This window comes from Microcoleus sp. CAWBG58 (assembly GCF_020883045.1).
Lineage (GTDB): Bacteria > Cyanobacteriota > Cyanobacteriia > Cyanobacteriales > Microcoleaceae > Microcoleus.
In genome coordinates this window covers 26,964-48,409 of sequence record NZ_JAHRFA010000007.1, presented here as the reverse complement: position 1 = coordinate 48,409, position 21,446 = coordinate 26,964, and the positions used below count along the sequence as shown (strand labels likewise).

Annotated in this window: 16 protein-coding genes; 10 read left to right on the top strand and 6 right to left on the bottom strand. The window is 45.2% G+C overall.

Translation table 11 applies throughout. From position 1 onward, the window contains the following. Positions 1-44 precede the first annotated feature (44 nt). Both QZ918_RS04445 and QZ918_RS04440 read right to left on the bottom strand, forming a co-directional pair. Positions 45-914, bottom strand: coding sequence for a calcium-binding protein (locus QZ918_RS04445; protein ID WP_293331580.1), 870 nt, complete (start codon positions 912-914; stop codon positions 45-47). Positions 915-1,151: 237 nt separating this feature from the next. Further along, the gene (locus tag QZ918_RS04440) at positions 1,152-2,825 is read right to left on the bottom strand and encodes a methyltransferase domain-containing protein (protein WP_293331577.1); all 1,674 of its coding nucleotides are present in this window, start codon (positions 2,823-2,825) and stop codon (positions 1,152-1,154) included. Between the two features lie 360 nt (positions 2,826-3,185). Here QZ918_RS04440 and QZ918_RS04435 point away from each other — a divergent pair, with 360 nt between their 5' ends. From QZ918_RS04435 to QZ918_RS04415, 5 genes are all read left to right on the top strand, one after another. Next, positions 3,186-7,052, top strand: a complete 3,867-nt coding sequence (locus tag QZ918_RS04435; protein WP_293331574.1) for a glycosyltransferase — start codon at positions 3,186-3,188, stop codon at positions 7,050-7,052. Positions 7,053-7,178: 126 nt separating this feature from the next. Then, positions 7,179-7,928: a peptidylprolyl isomerase gene (locus QZ918_RS04430; RefSeq protein WP_293331571.1), complete on the top strand. Its 750-nt coding sequence runs from the start codon at positions 7,179-7,181 to the stop codon at positions 7,926-7,928. Further along, a complete protein-coding gene (locus QZ918_RS04425) occupies positions 7,925-10,933 on the top strand; it encodes a peptidase domain-containing ABC transporter (RefSeq protein ID WP_293331568.1) in 3,009 nt (1,002 codons plus the stop codon). The genes QZ918_RS04430 and QZ918_RS04425 overlap by 4 nt, the downstream gene beginning before the upstream one ends. A 314-nt stretch (positions 10,934-11,247) precedes the next feature. Further along, a complete protein-coding gene (locus QZ918_RS04420; protein ID WP_527250385.1) occupies positions 11,248-13,254 on the top strand; it encodes an HlyD family secretion protein in 2,007 nt (668 codons plus the stop codon). 397 nt (positions 13,255-13,651) lie between these two features. Then, positions 13,652-15,448: a hypothetical protein gene (locus tag QZ918_RS04415; protein ID WP_293331561.1), complete on the top strand. Its 1,797-nt coding sequence runs from the start codon at positions 13,652-13,654 to the stop codon at positions 15,446-15,448. 8 nt (positions 15,449-15,456) lie between these two features. Here the strand turns inward: QZ918_RS04415 and QZ918_RS04410 are convergent, their stop codons facing one another. Continuing rightward, positions 15,457-16,623: an RNA-guided endonuclease InsQ/TnpB family protein gene (locus QZ918_RS04410; RefSeq protein ID WP_293153525.1), complete on the bottom strand. Its 1,167-nt coding sequence runs from the start codon at positions 16,621-16,623 to the stop codon at positions 15,457-15,459. A 122-nt stretch (positions 16,624-16,745) separates the two neighbouring features. Here QZ918_RS04410 and QZ918_RS04405 point away from each other — a divergent pair, with 122 nt between their 5' ends. Next, positions 16,746-17,579 (top strand): glycosyltransferase family 2 protein, encoded by an 834-nt coding sequence (locus QZ918_RS04405; protein WP_293331558.1) that lies wholly within the window; start codon positions 16,746-16,748, stop codon positions 17,577-17,579. Positions 17,580-17,627: 48 nt separating this feature from the next. Further along, entirely contained in the window at positions 17,628-18,692 is a 1,065-nt protein-coding gene (locus tag QZ918_RS04400; RefSeq protein WP_293331555.1) for an NAD-dependent epimerase/dehydratase family protein, read from the top strand. A gap of 7 nt (positions 18,693-18,699) precedes the next feature. On the opposite strand, the gene QZ918_RS04395 is transcribed toward QZ918_RS04400, so the two are convergent. From QZ918_RS04395 to QZ918_RS04385, 3 genes are all read right to left on the bottom strand, one after another. Further along, positions 18,700-18,849 (bottom strand): hypothetical protein, encoded by a 150-nt coding sequence (locus tag QZ918_RS04395; RefSeq protein WP_293331552.1) that lies wholly within the window; start codon positions 18,847-18,849, stop codon positions 18,700-18,702. Between the two features lie 139 nt (positions 18,850-18,988). Further along, on the bottom strand, positions 18,989-19,612 hold the full coding sequence (locus tag QZ918_RS04390; RefSeq protein WP_293331549.1) for a hypothetical protein: 624 nt from the start codon (positions 19,610-19,612) through the stop codon (positions 18,989-18,991). Between the two features lie 108 nt (positions 19,613-19,720). Next, entirely contained in the window at positions 19,721-19,954 is a 234-nt protein-coding gene (locus QZ918_RS04385) for a hypothetical protein (RefSeq protein ID WP_293331546.1), read from the bottom strand. Between the two features lie 232 nt (positions 19,955-20,186). On the opposite strand from QZ918_RS04385, the gene QZ918_RS04380 reads away from it, so the two are divergent. The 3 genes from QZ918_RS04380 to QZ918_RS04370 all read left to right on the top strand — a co-directional run bounded on the left by QZ918_RS04380 (position 20,187) and on the right by QZ918_RS04370 (position 21,104). After that, positions 20,187-20,375 carry a ribbon-helix-helix domain-containing protein gene (locus tag QZ918_RS04380; protein ID WP_293331543.1) on the top strand — a complete coding sequence of 63 codons (189 nt, stop codon included), beginning with the start codon at positions 20,187-20,189 and terminating at the stop codon, positions 20,373-20,375. A gap of 84 nt (positions 20,376-20,459) precedes the next feature. After that, on the top strand, positions 20,460-20,645 hold the full coding sequence (locus QZ918_RS04375) for a ribbon-helix-helix domain-containing protein (RefSeq protein ID WP_293331540.1): 186 nt from the start codon (positions 20,460-20,462) through the stop codon (positions 20,643-20,645). 63 nt (positions 20,646-20,708) lie between these two features. Then, positions 20,709-21,104, top strand: coding sequence for an NUDIX hydrolase (locus QZ918_RS04370; protein ID WP_293331537.1), 396 nt, complete (start codon positions 20,709-20,711; stop codon positions 21,102-21,104). Positions 21,105-21,446: the final 342 nt, after the last annotated feature.

Sequence of the window (21,446 nt, the reverse complement as noted above, 5' to 3'; positions counted from 1 at the left end):
GTCCTTCCATAATGCGGACTGAAGTCCTCACTACGAACCTCATATTATGCTTCCTCCGAAATCCGCACCTTATTACCAATCAACTTCAGAAAACTCACTCCAAAATGTTGAATTTCCAAAAAATTAGCATAAGCAGGAGTTGACTTATAAACTCTAAAAGTCCGCATAATTCCCAAAGTTGCCGCACTTTCCAGCGGGCCAACAAAGCTAGTATCTCTGTCCAAAAAATGAGACTGCTTAGCCCAGTGAGCCATCTGTTCCGCATTCAAAAAATAGCAACCGGAATGAGGATTCAAAGTCCGCTCAAAAGAGATTGGCTGTTCCATAATTTTCCCTACTAACTGCGGCTGCTCCTCCACATTTTGAAATTTAGCAGTAGCTCCGGCCACTAAATCACCATCAATATATGCTTTAAAAACAGCCCCTTGAGGCGATACTTCATAGCGATTGGGTTGCAACAAATTTCCATGTCCACCATGATGCGTAAACCAATTTAATTTACTAAAAAACCACGGATCGTGGAGAACTAAATCATCTTCCAAATAACAGAAGTAATCGTATTTGTTAAGGCAAGAACGCAAAACAGCCTGACACTCAAACCCCAACAGCAGCGGTTCGCATTTAGTAGCGTGGTGCATAAAAGACCTCGGCTGGACAGGCAGTTGAGGCAACAGGTGATAACCTTGAGTAGTGCAAACAACAATATCGATTTCGTGCTTTTGAGATTTATTGGCTGGGATAGTGGCACATTCACTAATGTCAATCATGCACTGAGATTGGCCATACAAAGCTTGCAGCGAAGTCACGCAAGCAGTTAAAGCATTGATGCGCGGTTGGGGATCGTTTCGTTGGGAAGCGTGTTTCCCGTCACCGCTAGGATTGTAGAAGTGAGCAATAGTGAATAGGATTCGCATTTGTGTGTATCAACAATTAAAAATTAAACAATAAAACGGAAGACTGGGCGGTTGAAACCGCGTCTATACAGACAAAACCTGCCTCCGCAGGTTGAAGAGCAATCGGTTCCAACCTTAGGTCAAATCTTCATTCTTGAGTCTGCGGAGGCAGACATTGTTTGTGTAGACGCGGTTTCAACCGCCGTCTTATCTGCTCCCAACCGTATTGTACAAAAACCCCTATCAATCTTACCGCATTCAGTCTGCAAACAACTCGGGCAATCGCGATCGCAACTCAGCATTTAAACGCGGCAACTCGTCCCGCATTTGCAAGTACCAGTCTCGGCGCTGTCGGTAGTGTCCGCACAGCAAGCGGTTGTCGCGCACCCATTCGTAAGCATTCGCGGCTATTTCTTGGCGCATAGAAGTATCTGAAATGAGCGAATTTAGCTTGATTTCAAACTCTTTTTCGTGTTTGTAAATCAATCCGGTTTCACCTTCGACTATCGAATGTTCGTAGACGGTTGGACTCGCCAGTACCGCTACTCCTCGCGCCGCACATTCAATGAATTTCAAGTCAGATTTCATTTCGTTAACCGGGTTGGCAACGAGCGGCAGCAAAGCTATATCGCAACTGTACATGATTTCTTGATACCGTTCGTAAGTGCAAAATGATTCAAATTCCTTTTGCTGTATTTCTAAGGAATCAAAAAATCTGCGGTCGTGGATAACTTTAACTCTAATTCGGTGTTTGTGTGCAACTAAAACTCGATTCAGTGCTGCCATAATTGGCTGCCAATCATTTTCGCGGTTGAGCGCGCCAAAAAATATTGTGACTGTATGTTCTGCTGGATAGATTCGCGGCGGTGGTAGATAGGCTAGTTGATTGGGAAATACGGCAACATTATGATTGTAGTGCCGCAAAATTTTGGCTAGCGGTTCTGTTGTAGTTTGAACGCAGTGACAGCCGCGATAGCTGAGGTAATTATTGTCTGCGTATTCGCGGCGGCGGACGGGATTGTCGTCAATTTCGGCTACTATTAAGTAGTCTTGTTTTAGTAGTTCTTTGAGTTTGGGAATGTAAGCCGGATATTGCATGATTGTCCGTTGCCAGACGAAGACTTTTTCTTCTCCCGGAAACTCGGTAATTAATGCTGCTGTTTTCACTCCCGATACGGTGCGGACACCGGGAATTGTGGCGCTAAATTTGTCCGGTTCCAGAACTCGCACGCGATCGCACCCTGTAGGAGCCATAATAATGGTTTGGATCAGCAGTCTGCGGGGCTCTACGGTCGATTTGGTCGATCGCACAATATAATATTCAGCACCCGTTTCCGTAGCAAAATCGCTGGATTTTAGCTCTAACGCCTTCACCATTGGATGCAGCAATTGTTGGAATTGGGCAAAATTTTCGGTTTTGTGTCCCTTCCCTTGCAATTCGTAAACCTGCAATCCGGCTTGAGCAAATAATGATTTAATTCTTTCCAGGGTAAACCAGTGCTGCATCTTGCTGTCGGGATTTTCCCAATGTCCCCGCAACAGATTGACAATGCGCCGCCAGTATTGAACGTTGGGAATTGTGGCGAAAACTTGCCCCTCCGGCTTGAGCAAAGCACTGTACTGCTGTAGTATCTCCCAGGGGTTTTTGAGATAGGGTAACAAGTCGCCAAAAATCAAGCAATCGACAGTTTCGGGTTCGATGTCAAGACTGCCGATCGCAATTTCTTCAATATCGGCTACCGCCACCCAGTTTAGCCGATCGACTGCAATTTTCGCTTTTTCGCGATCGCATTCAATGCCAATATACTGACAGTGGGGATTGATCAGCTTGTAGTGTTCGCCCCTCTCACCCGTACCGCAGCCAATTTCAACAATGACTTTAGCATCCGGCGGTAGCAGCTTGAAGAGGTCGTGGTTGGCGCGATCGATCACTTTCTCTAAAATTCCTGATTAGTTTGCCGTAAAATAAAGCAGAGCAATCCATGCCGACCCACAGCCAGCCGAAGGTTAGCATGGCGATGCAATTATACAATGGCGATCGGCACATTTGTCAAGGACTAAATTTTCAGTTACCAACTCTTTCTCTTCCCTCTCTTCTCTCACTCTGCGTACTCTGCGTACTCTGCGTTTCAATTAAACCTTATGCACCAATCGTGTAAAGATTGATATATAGCGGTTCTCAAAAAATGAGGTATGACTGACAGCTTATATAACCACTTAGAATAAGAGGGCCCAAGCCCAACAACGTACCCCAAAAATAAACACAGCACTGTAATAAATACATTATAAATTATGAATCCTAATCTAGGAATAAACATCGCCGGCTACATCAACGGCGAATTTGGCATAGGAGAAGGAGTAAGAGCCAACATCAGAGCCGCCGAAGCCGCCGGAATTACCTTGGCTATCAACAATTTTACCCGCAGTCCCCACCGCAAAAAAGACACCACATATCAAAACTTTAGTCCAGACAATCCCCATCCGGTAAATTTAATTCAAGTCAACGCCGACGAAGTTGACACTTTTATCAAAGATAGAAGTTCCAGCTATTTTGCAAATAAATACAATATCGGCTTTTGGGCCTGGGAACTTCCCGGCTTTCCCCCTCAATGGCAGGCAGCATTTAATCACTTTCACGAAATCTGGACTTACAGCAATTCTTGTGCCGAAGCAATTTCTCAAGTTTCGCCAATTCCCGTCATCAAAATCATGCCCAGTATTTCTTTGCCTGCACCTTCCCTCAGCAGAGAAGAACTACATTTACCTAAAGATAAATTTATTTTTCTGTTTGTGTTCGACTTTTGCAGCCGCATCGAACGCAAAAATCCTTTGGCAGTCATCCAAGCATTTAAAACAGCTTTTGGTGAAGATGACCGCGTATTATTGCTGATCAAATCTTCCAACTCCGACAAAAATCTTAAGGATTTAGAATTGTTGAATTTTGCCATAGATGATTCTGCAAATATCAGACATCAAGACGGGTATTTATCCAAAGATAAAATCAACGGTTTGCTTTATAATTGCGATTGTTACGTGTCGCTGCACCGCTGCGAAGGATTCGGCTTGACAATGGCTGAAGCGATGTTTTACGGCAAGCCTGTAATTGCGACCGGCTATTCATCAAATACAGAATTTATGAATGTCGGGAATAGCTTTTTAGTAAGGTATAAGTTAGTCCCAATTGAGGAAGATTGCGGGCCTTATAAAAAAGGCAATGTTTGGGCCGAACCGGATGTCGGACACGCTGCTGATTTAATGGGCTATGTTTTTAATAATTACCAAGAATCTCAAAAAATTGGAGTTGTCGCTGCTGCGGAAATTCAGACTTTACTCAACCCGGAAGTTACAGGGACTAAAATTAGGAAACGTCTCGAATATATTGCCGAGATTACCGATAATTTTCAAAATTTGCCTCTGTCAAGAAGTGCCAAAGCAGAGTCTGCAAAAATTAAGCATGAATTCCCACAGTCAAACCAACAAACTCAATCAAAAGTAGAACTGGGAAACTGGCAGCCTTTGGTGAGCATTTGCATTCCGACGTACAACGGAGAAGCATTTATTGAGGAAACAATCAAAAGCGCGATCGCCCAAACTTACCCGAATATAGAACTGATTGTATCCGACGACGGCTCCACAGACCGCACAATTGCGATCGCCCAATCCTTCCTATCCCAAACATCCGCCGACTTCCGCATCATCCTCCACCGCAACTACGGCTTATCGCAAAACTGGAACTTCTGCATCTCTCAAGCCAAAGGTGAATACATCAAATTTCTGTTTCAAGACGACTTGCTGGCACCAGAATGTATCGCCAAAATGGTCGCCCTCGCCCAACAAAACCCAGACATAGGTATGATTTTCTCCCCCCGCGGCATCACCATCGCTGAAGACGAATCTCACCCAATTTTGCGGAAAGCTTCCCAATCAATCAAAGATTTGCACAAAAGTTGGTCGAATTTAAAATCTATTCAGCCCGGAAAAGACTTGCTAGCAGATGCTAACTGCTTGAACAACCCCATCAACAAAATTGGCGAACCGAGTACCGTCTTAATTGCCGCCCGAGTCTTTGCCGAAATCGGATTGTTTGATTCAGGATTATCTCAGTATGTAGACTTAGATATGTGGTGGCGGATCATGGGAAACTATCACGTCGGGTTTGTAGACGAAAAACTGTCGTCACTGCGGATTCATCCCGAACAACAAACCTGGAAAAACTTCGCTGCTGGGGAAAATCATAAAGATGTCGTCAGATTTTACAAGAAACTCCTAAATAGTCCTGATTACAATTTCCTGAATCAACAAATTAAACAGACAATCCGGCAAAAGTTGGCATCGAGAACCCAACCTAATATATCTGACTTGTCAGCACTGGTTGAAAAGTACAAAAAATTGCCATCAAACCAGTCTATTCTGGCGCAAATGCGGCAACGCCGCCAACAACTAGCTGAAGCTTGGCTAAATTGTCCCGTCGATAAAATAGAAAGTGCTTACTCGCAAGCAGCGGGGAAAGCTCATAAATTGCTACTAGAGAGCCACCTCAAACATGAACTTTTAACCGAGTCGGAACAAAGTTTTGTCCGCCAGTTATACTCGAAACTTGGCTCAGCAGGGACAATTGCCGATAAGATGCCATATTGTCTGGCAGCGATGCTGTACCGAGAGGCTTATCAGTTGCCGTTAGAGTATAAAGATTCAGCGATTCCCCAGTGGTTTTTTGATGATTTTCTGAAATTTCTATTTCAGTCTCCGAATTGTTTTCAACAAATGGGAGATGTTGAAAGATATTCTGAATATTTCCAGGATTTGATCGAGTATGTTGCTGCGAATATCGCCGGTTTTCCAAATGCGGGAGTTTGGTGTTATGTGGCCGCCTTTATTGCCAAGAGTGTTAGTTTCCAAGCGTTGTACTTGAGCGATGCAAATTTGCTGAATGTCTTGAGCCAGCGAGCTGATATTCTGGAATTTTATTTACAAAAAATTGGCTGTGACATAAACTGGAATTTTGCTCCAAGAGTATCGAAGCCAATTAAAGTTAGATTGGGGATTTTGCTCGACAAAATTAGTGCAGAATCGGAAACTTGGGCTGCTATTCCGAGTTTTGAATATTTAGATAGAAATAAATTTGAAGTTATCGCCTACAGTTTTGGGGTAGAAGACGAGCAACTGGTGAAATATTGCGAAAGTTGTGCTGACAAGCTGGTGCGACTGCCGGCAAATTTGCCCCAGCAAGTGCAAGAAATTCGATCGCACGATTTAGATATTCTGTTAATTACCACCAATATCGCCGACACTTCGGGGCCCAGCGCACTGCTGTGCTTGCACCGACTGGCGCGCGTGCAAATGGCTGCCGCTGCATCTACTCGGGCCACCACCGCAGCCCGCAATATCGATTGTTTGATTGTCGGAGATTTGGCATTGCCCGCAGATGCAGCAGAGTATCGCGAAAAATTAATTACCTTAGAAGGCTCGGGAGTTTGTTTCAGCTATCCTGTAGAGTTAGCTCCTGCCACCGTTGAACCGACTCGCAGCAGTTGGGGAGCCACCAACGAATCTGTAGTATTCATCTCCTGTGCTCGGGCTGGAACAATTATCCCAGAATTGCGAGAAACTTGGGCAAAAATTATTGCCGGCGTACCGAATTCTATTTTAGTTTTGTATCCCTTTCGTTCCCGCACAGAAGACTATCCGACCGTACCTTTTTACCATCAAATTCGATCGACTTTCGGGGAATTTGGAATTGACAAAAAGCAGCTAGTTGTGATAAGAGCGCTATCAAATCGCGCAGATTGCATAAAATGTTTGGAATTGGCTGATATATATTTAGACTCCTATCCATACAGCGATGCCGGCTCCTTAGCAGAACCGCTGTTGGCCGGGTTGCCTGTAGTGGCAAGAAAAGGGCAAAAAACTCGATCGGGACTATTTGCAGCAGTCCTTGAAGAACTACAACTTCCGGAACTGGTAGCACATAGCGAGAACTCTTATATAGAAATGAGTACAGCACTGGGAACCAACCCAGAAATGCGCCGGCGCTATCGGGATCGAATCCAGCAAACAATGGCGGCCAACCCCAAAATTCTTGACAGTCGCGCTTACTCCCATCAAATAGGCAAACTATTTGAAAGGAACCCCGTCTGGATGCAAAGCGTCAAGAATTAGACAGCAATAGCGCTAGGTTTCTTAACGCTCTGCTATCATCGGGAGATTGAGGGGTTAGTGGTTGTCGCTCTTTTCCTGCCACAGCTAAATTAAAAGGGGAAGCGCAAGTCAGTTGGAGATTAAAAAATGACAGGACTTTTTCAAATAGGCGATAAATTACTGCAAGCTCAGGATATGCCATCGCTCCTGAAGCGTTACCAGTTGATGCCCCAATTCTTGCGGGGTGTAATCATCGACCAAGCGATCGCATCCTTTAGTTGCAGCGACGAAGAACGCCAATCAGCAGTCGAGAACTTTCTGGCACAGCACCAACTGACAGCCCCCGACGCCAGAGAAGCTTGGCTGAGGAGTCAAAATATGACAGAAGAAGAACTTCAAGAGATGGCCGTCAGACCCTTGCTGATCGAAAAATTTAAGCAAGAGACTTGGAGACCTAAAGTAGATAATTATTTTTTAACCCGCAAAGCCAGTCTAGACCACGTAGTCTATTCCCTGGTACGCACCAAAAATCCAGCACTGGCAAACGAACTTTACTTCCGCATCCTCGAAGGGGAACAAACCTTTGCTGAAGTAGCTCGCGACTTCTCAGAAGGCCCAGAGTCAAAGTCGGGCGGCCTGTTGGGCCCAGTACCCCTCAGTCAGCCTCACCCGGCAATTAGTAAACTTTTATCAGTCAGCCAGCCAAATCAACTCTGGACGCCGCGTCCTCTGGCAGAATGGATGGTAATTATTCGACTAGAAAAGTTCATGCCGGCCCAGCTCGACGAATCGATGCGGCTGCACCTGATTAACGAACTCTTTGAAAGCTGGCTCGCCGAACAAATATCGCAAATAGGCCCGCTACAGCCCCTCTCTTCCGTGTCTTCAATATCATGACTTCTTCCGCTGTTTCCCTCACCCAAATTCAGGATTTCTTAGCTCAAACACCTCCCTTTGACCGACTGTCAGAGACGGATCTAACAGCCTTGGTGGCTAAATGCCAACTCCTGGGCTACCGGACGGGGCAACCCCTGTTTGAACGCGAAAAAATGCCGACTCAGGTGGCAATTATCTATCAAGGTCAGGCCAGGCTGCTGGGCTTTGACCAGCGATCGCAACGCCACGTCAGTTTGCGGTTGGTGCAGTCGCAGGAAATTCTCGGCTGGGCTGGCTTGCTCAGAGGAGTTCCCTGCGAAACTGCGATCGCCTCTACAGATGTAATCGCGATCGTCCTACCTGCTGAAGATTTCCTGAACTTACTGGAAAAACAGCCGACATTTGGAGAAGCTTTTCACGCTCACTCTTCCTTGAGCGAAGTGTTTGAGCTGTTGAGCCTGGAATTGCAGCGCCAAGCCGACGGCACTTCGGATCTCAAGGAGCTAACTCGGCAAGCTTGGGAAGACGCGACAGTTGTCAACGTCCCAAAGGGTAACAAAAAAACTCAAGACCTCGCTAACGAACTAGATGCCGATCGAATTTGGCTAGTCAGCAGCGGCGTCTTGGGCGAGTTTCCCACCGGCAGTCGCTTCTCTGTTGAAAATGCAGCCAAATCCTTAAAAGTAGAAGGCAGCGCCGGCGCCCGCTTGGTCGGCTTCCGGGAACCCTCAGCATCACCAACAGAGCTAGAAGATCCCTTAACTGACCCGACAGCCACAGGAACAGGAGGCTTAGGGAAAAAGCCACCCATCATTTTTGGCGATGTACCCCCCGCCCCCGAGCGCCCCCCAAACCCAATCCCAACACCAGAGGCGGGGAAATATCCAGTTTTCCGCGCCAAAGGGCAAATAGATGCCCCGCTAGCTTGCTTCCAAATGTTGAGCAAGTATTTTGGCATCAAATTTCGTCGGGATATCATCCGCAAAGTTCTAGAAAATCAGTTAAAAACCGCTGGTGTTATCAATCTGCAAGCCTGCGGGGCGATCGCCCAAAGCATCGGCCTGACGCCTCAATTGGCGCAAGTCCCAGCAGATGCGATCAACCGGATCAAAGCTCCGGTCATGATTAAATTCCTAGATAGCTTTGCCATTGTTTACAGCATCACCGAGCAAGAATTGGTACTAGCCAGCCCAGAAAAGGGGCTGATGCGGATGCGGGTACCTCAGTTTAGAGAAGACTGGGGCGAACAGGGAGAAGTCCTGCTGCTGCAAGCGCCACAAGTCGAACAAAAAGAGCAGTTCAGCTTCTGGTGGTTTGTGCCGGCGCTGATGGAACACAAAACAGTATTTATTGAGGTATTGCTCGCCTCGTTTTTTGTGCAACTATTTGGTCTTGCCAACCCTTTAATCAGCCAAGTAATTATTGATAAAGTATTAGGTCAGCGCAGCATCGACACCTTGGATATTTTGGGTGCGTTTCTGTTAGGTGTTGCCCTGTTTGAAGGATTGCTCAACGGTTTACGAACCTTCTTATTTGTAGATACTTCCAACCGCATCGATGTCAAATTGAGTGCGGAAGTAATCGACCACTTGCTCCGGCTGCCTCAGAATTACTTTGACAACCGGCGCGTCGGAGATCTGGTCTACAAATTCAGCATGATGGGCCAGATTCGGGAATTCATGACAGGTACCGCTTTAACAGTGGTTCTTGATGCAGTATTTTCGGTGGTTTACGTCGCCGTGATGCTTTCCTACAGCGTGAAGCTAACCTTCGTATCTTTGGCAGTCGTACCAGTGCTGGCGCTGATGATTGTTCTGATCAATCCGCTGGTACTGCGCCTGATCAAACAAAGAAATATGCGTTTTGCTGACTCTCAATCCTATCTAGTGGAAGTAGTCACCGGAATTCAAACTGTTAAAGCTCAAAATATTGAACTGAAATCTCGCTGGGAGTGGTCTAGCCGCTACGCAAAATATATTACAGCTAGTTTTAAAACTATTCTGACGGGGACTACGGCAGGTACGATTAGCAGCTTTTTAAACCAGGTGGGTAACTTAGCTCAGTTGTGGGTGGGAGCTTATTTGGTACTTAGCAATGACATTACTTTGGGTCAGTTGATTGCTTTCCGAATTATTTCCGGTAACGTGACTGGTTCGCTCCTCAGGTTTGTGAGCGTGTGGCAGAGTTTCCAAGAGGTCTCGATGTCGATCGATATGCTCAAGGATATCATCGATAAACCCACGGAAACCAGCGAGGAAGACCGGAGCAATATCCCGCTGCCGGCAATTCAAGGGCAGGTTTCCTATGAAGAGGTTTCCTTCCGATTCCTGGAGAGTGGGGCCCTGCAATTGGCGAATGTGAACTTGGATTTTCCCGCTGGCAGTTTTGTGGGAATTGTGGGGGGAAGCGGTTCCGGAAAAAGTACGGCGATGAAGCTGTTGCAGCGTCTTTATCCGCCACTGTCGGGCCGCATTTTTATTGACGGCTATGACATTTCCAAAGTGGAATTATATTCGCTCCGCGCTCAGCTTGGGGTGGTGTTGCAAGATACTTTGCTGTTTAACTGTACAGTCCAAGAAAATATTGCTCTGAGCAATCCTGATGCGAGTACGGATGAGATTGTGCGAGCAGCGAAATTAGCCGTAGCTCACGATTTTATCATGGGCTTGCCCGCTGGTTACAATACGGTGGTGGGAGAACGCGGTTCATCGCTTTCTGGGGGTCAACGGCAGCGTTTGGCGATCGCCCGGACGATTTTGCAAAACCCGAAACTGCTGATTTTGGACGAAGCTACAAGCGCCCTGGACTACCATTCCGAACGCCAAGTTTGCAATAACTTAGCCGAAGCGTTCGCCGGTCGCACGGTGTTTTTCATCACTCACCGCCTGACTACAATCCAAAATGCTGATGTCATTATTATGATGGATCAAGGTTCTGTAGTCGAACAGGGAACGCATAAAGAATTAATGGCTCTTAAAGGGCGTTACTACTGCCTCTTCCAACAACAAGAGTCATCGGGCACCTAATGGTGGGGAATGGGGCATCGTTCAACAGTTGACAGTTGACAGTTGACAGTTGACAGTTTGAGAGCGACCTCTATCCTTAAGGAAGAGGATTGGAGTAATGAATCGTCTGATTGGAGTAATGAATCGTCTGATTTTAATTTCTCCCTCAAAGGGTTCCGGCTTTCAACCAATTCTTTCTGGTAATACTTAGTGGTTAGCGATCGCTTGTTAATAGCTTTTATAATAATAAATGCTCAATGCCCAATGCCCAATTCCCAATGCCCAATGCCCAAATAACAAATAACAACTAACAACTAACAACTAACACCTAACAAATGGCTATGAAATCGGTAATCCTTTCTGAACAAGCAGTCATTCTGGAAAAACCAGCGATTTGGTCGCGCTTGTTTTTGTGGATGATCATGCTGATGACCACTTCTGCCGTAGTTTGGGCTTATTTTGCTAGCGTAGAGCAAGCTGTCCCCGCTGTCGGCCAATTGGAACTCAAAGATGGTGCTAGAGACATCCAAGCGCCTGCTACGGGCGCTGTGGTGAGGCTGCACGTCGAAAATGGCGATCGGGTCGAAAAAAACCAGCCCCTGCTCACTTTCAACCCCCTTGCACCCAGTGCCGATTTAACATCGATTAAGAAAACGAAAGAAGCGCTGGAAAAAGAAAATAAATTTTACGAAGATGTCGTTAGTGGCAAAGTTCAAGGCCCTATTCCTTCCAACCTAGAATCGACAATCAAAGACAGACAGAGCCTCGCAGCACAAAATCAAGTGCTGCAAGCTTTGATTGACGAGCTATACCTTAACCGGGGAGCCAGCGGAAATTTTGATGCAGCCCAGCAAGGACTGTATGTTAATTATCGATCGGAATATCTGTCTCGGGTAGCCGCCGCCCAAGGACAAGTTCAGGAATTAGAAAAACAACTCAAGCAAGCTGAAAATGCTGAGAAAGCCGCCGGCGATCAAATGATGGTAGCACAGCAACAATTAGGTTTTGCTCAGAACCAATTAAATTACTCTCAGCAGCAGTTAGCTTCTTCCCAAGAGCAAGTCAAATCAGCTCTAGCTCAGAAAGAGTTGGCCGAAGAACAGTTAGCCAAATCCCAACAAGTATTGAAGTCAAATCAAGGCATTTTGGGCAGACTAGGCCCGCTGGTGGAGCAAGGAGCGATCGCTGAATTACAAAGAGAAAAGCAGGAACAAGATGTTTTCAGAGGGCAAGGCGACGTTCTGAAACAGCAAGATCAAATCAAGCAGCGCGAGGGTGAAATCAACGCCCGTAGAGGCGAAATCAATACCCGCAGAGGTGAGATCAATACGCGCCGAGGCGAAATTAACGCCCGTCAAGGTGACATCCAAAAAATAACCGCTGAAGTACAGCGCCAGCAAGGAGAGCAAGCGCGCATTCAAGAGTCGATCGCCCGCGCCCAAGAACAGTTGAAAAATACCAAGGATGCCTGGGCAAAAGAACTTTACACCAAAATTGCTGAAAACCAGAAACAAATTGCCAGCAGCGATTCTCAACTCAGCCGCTTCAAAGTGGAAAACCTGAAAAAGCTGTCCGAAGTAAATGCTCAGCTAGAAAAAGCGCAGCAAGTTCGCGATACTCAAATTATGAAGGCTCCCGTATCCGGCGTTATCTTCGATTTGAAACCTTCTAAGAAGGAGAATGCGAAGTTGGATCTAGCTAAAGATCCGATTTGCCAATCCATTATTAACTCAGTGGTAAAACCTGGAGAACCGCGCCCCAAACGCTGCGAAGAAGCTTATTACGAAGCGCAGCAAACAGAGAAGCTGCTCAAGGTTTTGGATGATGAAAACGGCTTGCAAGCAGTTGTTTACCTGGAAAACAGCAACGTAGCTCTCGTTTTGGATGGTATGAAACAGAAGCGACAAAAATTAGAAAAATATCACGGCAAACAATTAGATGGAGAAAAAATTGAGTGCGAAGTAGGTAAAAGCTGCCTGTGTCCTGAGAAGGAAGTTAATAGAGAGAAATTGGGTCTGACGCACTACGAATGCGTTCCTGTGGAACTCAATGTTGAAGCTTTTCCTGCCTTGGAGTTTGGTACTGCTCAGGGTGAAGTAAAAGAGATTAGCAGCGATGCTGAACCTCCTACTGAACTTCGGAAATACTACGCTTTCAAAACCAAAATTAAGCTCAAAAATCAAAAGTTTGTCTTGAACAAGGGCAAGTCAAATGAACAGGAAGTTAACTTGCAGTCGGGAATGGCCGTAAGTTCTAATATCAACATCGGCAAGCGGACTGTTTTGCAGATGTTTATCAACCGATTTACGGGCAAACTGGATACGTTCAAGACTGTTAAGTAATTGGGCGAACAGAATTGAAGAGGACTTACATTGCTCACTACAAACCAGTTATCAAGTTTGTAGCGAGCAATAGACAAGATTGCAAAATTAGGGAAACAGTAGTAGGGTGCGTCAGCCAATTCTCGATACCGCATGAAGATTATGCTATGAGCTGACGCACCCTACAATATCTAACTGAAACTAGGACGATAAACAAGTTAAAGCCCTGTGATTGCTTTCTCGTCATGCAATGATGAAATTATATACATTTGATATTAAATCTGGCTGTACCGGAATTATTAAACCACAGAGGGCACAGAGGACACAGAGGGAGAGTTTAGAGAGATGAATGATTCCGATGAAAAGTGGATTTGATATGATATAACATGGTGATGGCAATTGGTGCGATCGCACATTCATGAAAAAATTCATTTTATTTACGCTATATCTACTCCCAGTTGTCCTTTTAATCGGATTTGTAGCCACTTTTAGCGTTAACGTGCCCATTGATGACGAGTGGAGGTTGGCTAGCCTGTTTGAGAAAATCGCTCAGGGAAGTGTAACCTTTAACGATTTTTGGGCTTTGCACAGCAACCACCGCATAGTCTTTCCGAAATTAATTATTGCTGTGCTGGTTTTTGCTTCCAGATGGAATATCAATTATCAGTTGTGTCTCAGCATCGGTTTGGCTGGGATAACTTTTATGACTCTGTACAAGTTATCCTCGATACCGGTTACACCTGATTTCAGGCCGCGAGAGGGCGGGCACGGGGACACCGCCCCTACAAAAGACTTTAAAAATGTAGATAATTTGTGGCATTTAGCTAATATTTTAACTTGTATTTTACTTTTCTCCCTGGTTCAACATGAAAACTGGCTTTGGGGATTTCAATTAGCTTGGTTTTTCGTAAATCTGTGTTTTATAGCGGCGGTGTATGCGCTGGTTGCAACTCACAAATTATTGCCTAATATTAGGATTTCTATTGCTGCTGTATTCTGTTTTATTGCTAGTTTTTCTTTGGCTCAAGGTTTGCTATCTTGGTTGGCGGCGGTTCCGGCTGTGGTGGATTTGGAGGGAAATCGAGTACAGAAAAAAAGCAGATTAATTCTATGGATATTACTGTTTGCAGCAACTTGTGCTATTTACTCCATTGATTATCATCCTAGCCGTAAAACAAGTATTATTGCATTGTTGAATAAGCCGCTGGTGGTAATTGATTATTTTTTGAGTTTGTTGGGTTCACCAATTGTTAGATTTCCGGGAATTTCGGCATTTGTAGGATTGGTAGTATTTGCAATTTTCGGATTTTTTGTATGGTATTTTGGGAAGAATATTTTATCAACAGATTTGGGATTGGGTGGGGACGGGCAAGATGCCGATCCCACAATTGATTTAGGATTGCGATCTCAGGCTTTGCCTTGGCTGTCAATAGGTTTGTTTTCGGTTTTGTCGGCTTTGTTTATTACGGCTGGTAGGGCTAATTTTGGGGCAATTCAGGCGATCGAATCTTCAAGATATACGACTAATTCGATTTTACTGTTAATTGTTTTGGTTCAGTTAGGACAATTGTTTATTCGAGAAACAAAAGCTCTGTTTAAATTCAACTATAAATTTATTTATAGAGGAGTTTTATTGCTATTAATTGGGATAATTATTGTTAATTCTCAAAAGGCGATCGCCCAAACTAGCTCTGCACTCGTTTACAAACAAGGCGCTCAAGATTGTTTGCAGTTAATTAACTACCTAGAACCGTCGGATTTTTTCAATAATTCGCCAGAAAGCTGTTTGAGGGTGCTGAGCAAAAAAACTTGGCTGGTGAGAGATGGTGCTGCTATTCTCGATAAATTTGGTTGGAGAAAGTTTGCGAAAAATGTAGAGTTTATTACTAATACCAAGAAAGTTTACGGCTATTTAGACAAACCTGCAACGGGCGATAAATTCTTGAAAGCTGCTGGTTGGGCGGTTTTGCCAGACAACAGGAAACAGCCGAACATTGTACTGCTATCTGTGGGTGACAAACAATCTTTTTTTGCTAACGCTTATGTAAATTTGGACAGCCCGGATATTGCTAAGACTTTGAAATCGCAGTTGTACAACAATGCGAGGTGGGCGGTTGATGTGTCGGGTAGTAATTTGGCGATCGGCCAAACCGAAATCAAAGCTTGGGTGTATAATCCTGTTGACAACCAGTTTGTCCAGTTGCGCGGAGGATGAGGAGTAAGTTACCCCACCGCTGAAGCGGGGGGCTTTTGGTAGCCCTGGACATCGCAACTAAGCGTGTCCGAGCCTCTAAGCCGACTTACAACGGCTCCAAGATTGGCAATATTAAACGAACCATTTACATCAGCGTCACCATGCCAGCCACAGTTGCCACACTTAAATCGCTTATCGCTTCTGGACCCGATATGGTTGCACACGTGGCAAGTTTGGCTGGTGTAGGCAGGGTTAACTGTCACCAACAGGGCGCCGTAATTCAAACTCTTGTAGTTCAGAAACATCCTCAGTTGGAAGAACGCCCAACTATTAGATCGGCGGCGTTCGGTTTTGTTTCTGGGTTGCTGATTGGTGCGTTCCCTGATACCCGTCAAATCCTCAATTGCAATAATGGCATTGTGTTGAAGGGCAGACAGAACAATTACTTTGCTGATGTTATGGTTCAACCATTGTTGAAAGCGCCGCTCACGTCCCGACAGCCGTTGCAAAATCTGTCTCGCCCGACGACGAGTCGATCTTGTGCCCTTCGAGGCTTTTGCTTGAAGCGATGCTCTAACCTTAGAGAACCTATCCCTGACCTGCTGAATTTGCTTACCGTCCCATTTATCACCCTCGCTTGTTACCGCAATATCACGCCGCCCAAAGTCAACACCAATCACTCGATCGGAATGAATCGGCTCTGGCGTTTCGTCTTTGAGTTGAATATGAATGTAGTAGCGTCCGTCCCTGTGCTTGCACAATTGAGCGCTGGTAGGAACTCGACCTTTGAGCTTGCCTCGCTGGTAGTTTCCCAAATCCAATTTGATATGCTCACGTCCGTTAAGCAGAGTCAAACTAACCGTCCAATCCTTTTCTCTAAAGCCAAAGATTCGGGCATCATAATCAGCGCTAGTTGCTTTGAACGCTTGCACAGGTTTGTTTTTCAGCTTGGCGGTTTTACGATTTGCGCCAACCCTGGCACAGACGCGCACAGCCTGATTTGCGCTCAATCCAAACTGTTTTCTCAATTCTTGGTAGGTCAAGCTTTGAATCGTCGTTTTGCTGGTCACGCCACCTTTAACAACCTGATTGACCCAGTTGCAACCATCCGCAAACGCCTTCAACAAAGCATCTGTTTTAGAAGCTTGCTCAGGCGTTGGTTGGAGTTTGCAAACTAACGTCAATACTTGTTCCACAATTCAAAAAATTTGACAATTGATATGTCTAATTATACAGCAAGATTACGAGCCATTCCTGGAGATTGCATGGCGATTGAGGGGGCATCGAACCCCCTCAATCGCCGCTCCTATCCCTCCCCATGTCTGAAGCCAGGGGCTTCTCGGAGGTTTTGGTGAAAATTTCGGTGGTTATACCAGCCCACAATGAAGAGGGCTGTTTGGAAGGTACTGTGCGGGCTTTAGCCCAGACGCTTGATTTAGAAGGGATCGAGCACGAAATTTTGATTGTGAATGACAATAGTACGGATAAAACCGTTGACATTTGCCAGGAATTGTCAGAGACTTTTGCGACAGTTAGATACGTCAACAATCAACCTCCCAACGGTTTCGGATTTGCCGTGCGCCGGGGATTGGCGGAATTTGAAGGCGATGCTGTGGCGATCGTGATGGCGGATGCTTCCGACGATCCCGTAGATTTGGTAGCAGGATACCGCCAATTGCAAGCAGGATATGACTGCGTTTTCGGTTCCAGATTTATCAAAGGCGGGTTTGTCGTTGATTATCCAATTCACAAGTTAGGAATTAATCGCTTAGCAAACTGGTTTGTCAAAAGTATTTTTGGGTTGCGCTACAACGATGTCACCAATGCTTTTAAAATCTACCGGAAAGAAGTGATTGAAGGCATACAACCGATTTTGAGCCATCACTTTAATTTGACTGTCGAACTTCCCCTAAAAGCAATTGTCCGGGGTTTTTCCTATACGGTGATTCCTCTGAGGTGGTACAATCGGACTGCTGGTATTTCTAAGCTGAAAATCAAAGAGATGGGCAGTCGATACTTGTTTATTGTCTTGTATGTCTGGCTGGAAAAACATCTCTCTCGCGGCGACTACCACCGGACTAAAAAGATGAATGAGTTGAAATTAGATTTGTTGCCTAAGTCAAGGAGTGAAGTCCTGACTGCGAAGGAATAAGGACTGAAGTCCTTACTACGAACCATATTTTAGCAAGAAATTTAGTTAATGCCTGAAAGAATTTTAATTGTGGGCGGTGCGGGTTTTATCGGCAGTTGTATGGCAATTGGCCTGAAGAAACTTCACCCAGAATGGCAAATAATTTGTTTGGATAACCTGCGCCGCCGGGGTTCGGAATTGAATATTCCCAGACTTAAAAGTTCTGGGATTCAGTTTGTTTACGGGGATATTCGCACGGCGGCTGATTTAGATCCAGTTGCACTCAATGCTGATTGTATTATAGATTGCGCGGCAGAACCTTCTGTGCTGGCCGGTTTTAGTTCGCCTCAGTACGTTTTGCAGACGAATTTGCTGGGTACTGTGAATGTTTTGGAGTTGGCGAGACAGACTGGTGCGAGTTTGTTGTTTTTGTCTACGAGTCGGGTTTATCCGATCGCCTCTGTCAAGTCGATCGAGTTATTGGAGTTGGATGATAGATTTGCGATCGCCCCAGAACAAACATTACCCGGTATCTCCAAGTTAGGCATTTCCGAAGACTTCCCGTTAAAAGGACACCGTTCGCTTTACGGAGCAACTAAATTAGCTTCGGAATTGCTGATTGAGGAGTACAGGGAAGCATACAACGTGCAGGCAATTATCAACCGCTGCGGGTTAATTACCGGTGCTTGGCAAATGGGCAAAGTGGATCAGGGTGTTTGCGGTTTGTGGGTGGCGGCTCACTATTTTCAAAGGTCGCTTAATTATATCGGTTTTGGCGGCAGTGGTAAACAAGTTAGGGATTTGCTGCACGTTGAAGATTTGCTGAGATTAGTTAATTATCAGTTGGAACATTTTGCGGAATTTGACGGCGAAGTGTTCAATGTTGGTGGGGGTTTGAATAACAGTCTTTCTTTAGTTGAAACAACTGAATTGTGCCAAAAGATTACGGGAAAGTCTATTACAATTAATCCGGTTTTGGAGGAACGGGCGGGGGATATTCCGATTTTTATCACCGATTCTTCTAGGGTGATGGAGAAGACTGGATGGCAACCTGTCATTGGCCCGGAAGCGGCTTTGCAAGATATTTATGATTGGATTGCTGCTAATGAGGTTGTTTTGAGTTCTATATTGTAGGAATTTTTTAAATGGTGAATTGCAAATAGTAGGGTGCGTCGGTATGGGAATTTGCGCCACTGTTTGAGTGACTCGCAGCGACGCACTCTACAACTACAACTCGATCGCACTTTCTTGGATAAGTGCGATCGACTAAATCGTCGGGGACTTTAAACAAGAAATAGTAGGGTGCGTCGCTACGAGAATTTTCGCTACTATTTGAGTGGTTGGAGGCGACGCACCCTACCGCGAAATTTAGTCAGGTGCGTCGCTATGAGAATTTTCGCCACTATTTGAGTGGTTGGAGGCGACGCACCCTACCGCGAAATGTCATCGCCATCTATAATTCCCACCATTACTTTGAATAAATCATCTAAATCGTCAGGTACTCTAAACAAAAGAGTGTCTTGAAAAATAGTTTTCTGATTTCGATCTAACTTGCCAAATCGCCAGACATCTCCCATTGTCACAGCACCGTAAAATATATTTTGGTCTTCAACGTGCGACATCGCAATTAATTGTACAGCTAGTTGAGTAAATCCTCTAGTCATATCGTCGTTTTTTGCTTCAATAACTAGCAACTCTTGATTTGACTTCACGAGATAATCTAAATTTCCCTTTAACCAGCTATTAACGTTGAGAGTATACTCAAATCGCAGTTGACATTGACAGTATCGGATTAGATCCAGAAGTACAGGGGATACTAAAGATTCTCTTCTAGCTATTTCGCTGCTGAGACTGACTAAGGGAAGGATATCTTCTATTTTATCTCTCAGCTCTATAAGTCTATCTAACTGTCTAGTTGTTTTCGGTAAAGATAACCTTCCTTTGCTTAGTGAGTAATCAAATTCTGCTAAGATTTGATCGGTTTCGTAAGGTAAGTCAAAGTATGAACTAAAGGTATATTCACGACCTTCCTGTAAGATTTTTTGCTTGCTCATAGTGTTTGAAATCGCAATATTTTATTGGTACATTATAACAAATCTAAATCATTCATACAGATTTGTAGGGGTAGTGTCCTCGTTCCTACCCCTCATCACCATCAATTTCTACTCAGCAAAATAGCGAGTCAAAATCCGCATGATTTCACCGCTAATCGGCGAGGGTAAAGGCGGGCTCCATTCCTCAACCTTGGCAAAACCCAAGATTTGCAGGATATCTACGATCCAGTTAACGCCCTTGGGAGTGCCGCACAGCAGCAAGCGGACGGGTTTTTTGTCGGGCGGCGCGTCGGGAATTTCTTCGCGCAGTAGTTCGGGAACGGACTTGAGAGTTGGTATCATAGAGTTGTCTCCTAATGAGTTATCTCCTAATAGGGTTATTTCCTGAATTTGGGAGTCCAAACCCCTGCCGCGTCTCGATTCCAGTCTGAAACGGCGGGGGTTTGGTTTTTGTCGAAATTGAGTAACATCTTTTGTTACTTAGTAAAGTAGTACCATTCTTTGTGACACCATGTCAAGAGGTAACGTCAAAAAGTAGAATGTTATCTAAAGTAGTTATGGAAAAAACACAAGCGTGGCAGCAAAAAATCTTACACGAGTAACAACTTACGTCAATCCTGAAATAGCCAAAGCATTAGAGGAATGGGCGGAAAAAGACGAGCGATCCGTGTCTTGGTTGGCTGGAAAGCTGATTGAAAAAGGTGTTAAAGAGTATCAAAGTCAAGAACAACAACGAGCATCTACACCGGAGGTGAAAGAATGAATCCAGCAGCTATTAACGCTCTGTGAGTTGGTTAAAGATTGGATATAAGTTAAAATGTGAGTCAATTTAAGAGAGAAAAACCTAATGGGCGGAAAGCGCAAGCTTGAGTTGATAGCTGTGTATGTAACAAAGGAAAAAAAGGAGGCTCTTGAGGAATGGGCTACTTCTGAAGAACGTTCTGTTTCATGGATTGTTAGCAAGGCGATCGACAAAGCTTTGGAAAACCTTCAACAGCAGGAAACCGAGGCAAAACAGGATACACAGCAGTGAAGTGCGATCGCACTTCGCTGAAAATTTCAATGCTATTCATTACAAAAATTAGGCTTGTCAACCATGCACACTATTGGTGCTTTTGCGATTATTGATAACGGCGGCAAGGTATTGCTGTGCCATCGCACCGATAGGGATGCTTGGAATTTGCCTGGTGGTAGGGTTGAGGCGGCGGAAACTCCGTGGGCTGCGGTTGTGCGTGAGGCGGAAGAGGAGGTTGGTTTGCTGGTTAAGGTGATAGGTGCGATCGGCATTTATGCTATACCAGTGCGATCGGACTTGGTGTTTACATTCCGCTGCGAAGTCGTCGGAGGTAGCCCGCGCACGACGGAAGAAGCAGACGAAATCCAGTGGTATCTGCCCTCGGAGTTGCCGGTTAACACGTTTTCCAATCATGTTGAACGCATCCATGACGCCTACGCTGGGCACAGCGCGGTTTTGCTGAAGACGCAGGACTAATCTTTTGGTTAAAGATTTGGTAAAAGCGGCGTTGAAGGGCGATCGCTCTTATCTCGAACAGGATTTGCGGAAACTAATGTGAGGATGCTGATGTTAGATGTACTGCCAATTGATGAATTTTCATAATATACCGTAGGGAGACGGCAGTAGCCACTGGTGTTAATTTAAGACTAAACGTCTTGAGAAATCTCGTTTTTACCATAGTCTCGATCCCCCTAAATCCCCCTTAAAAAGGGGGACTTTAAGAAGATTCCGATCCCCCCCTTCGTAGGGGCGGCGCCCCCGTGCCCGCCCTCAAGGCGCCGGGGGATCGGGCTTTAATAATCTTGCCAGCAGTCTGTG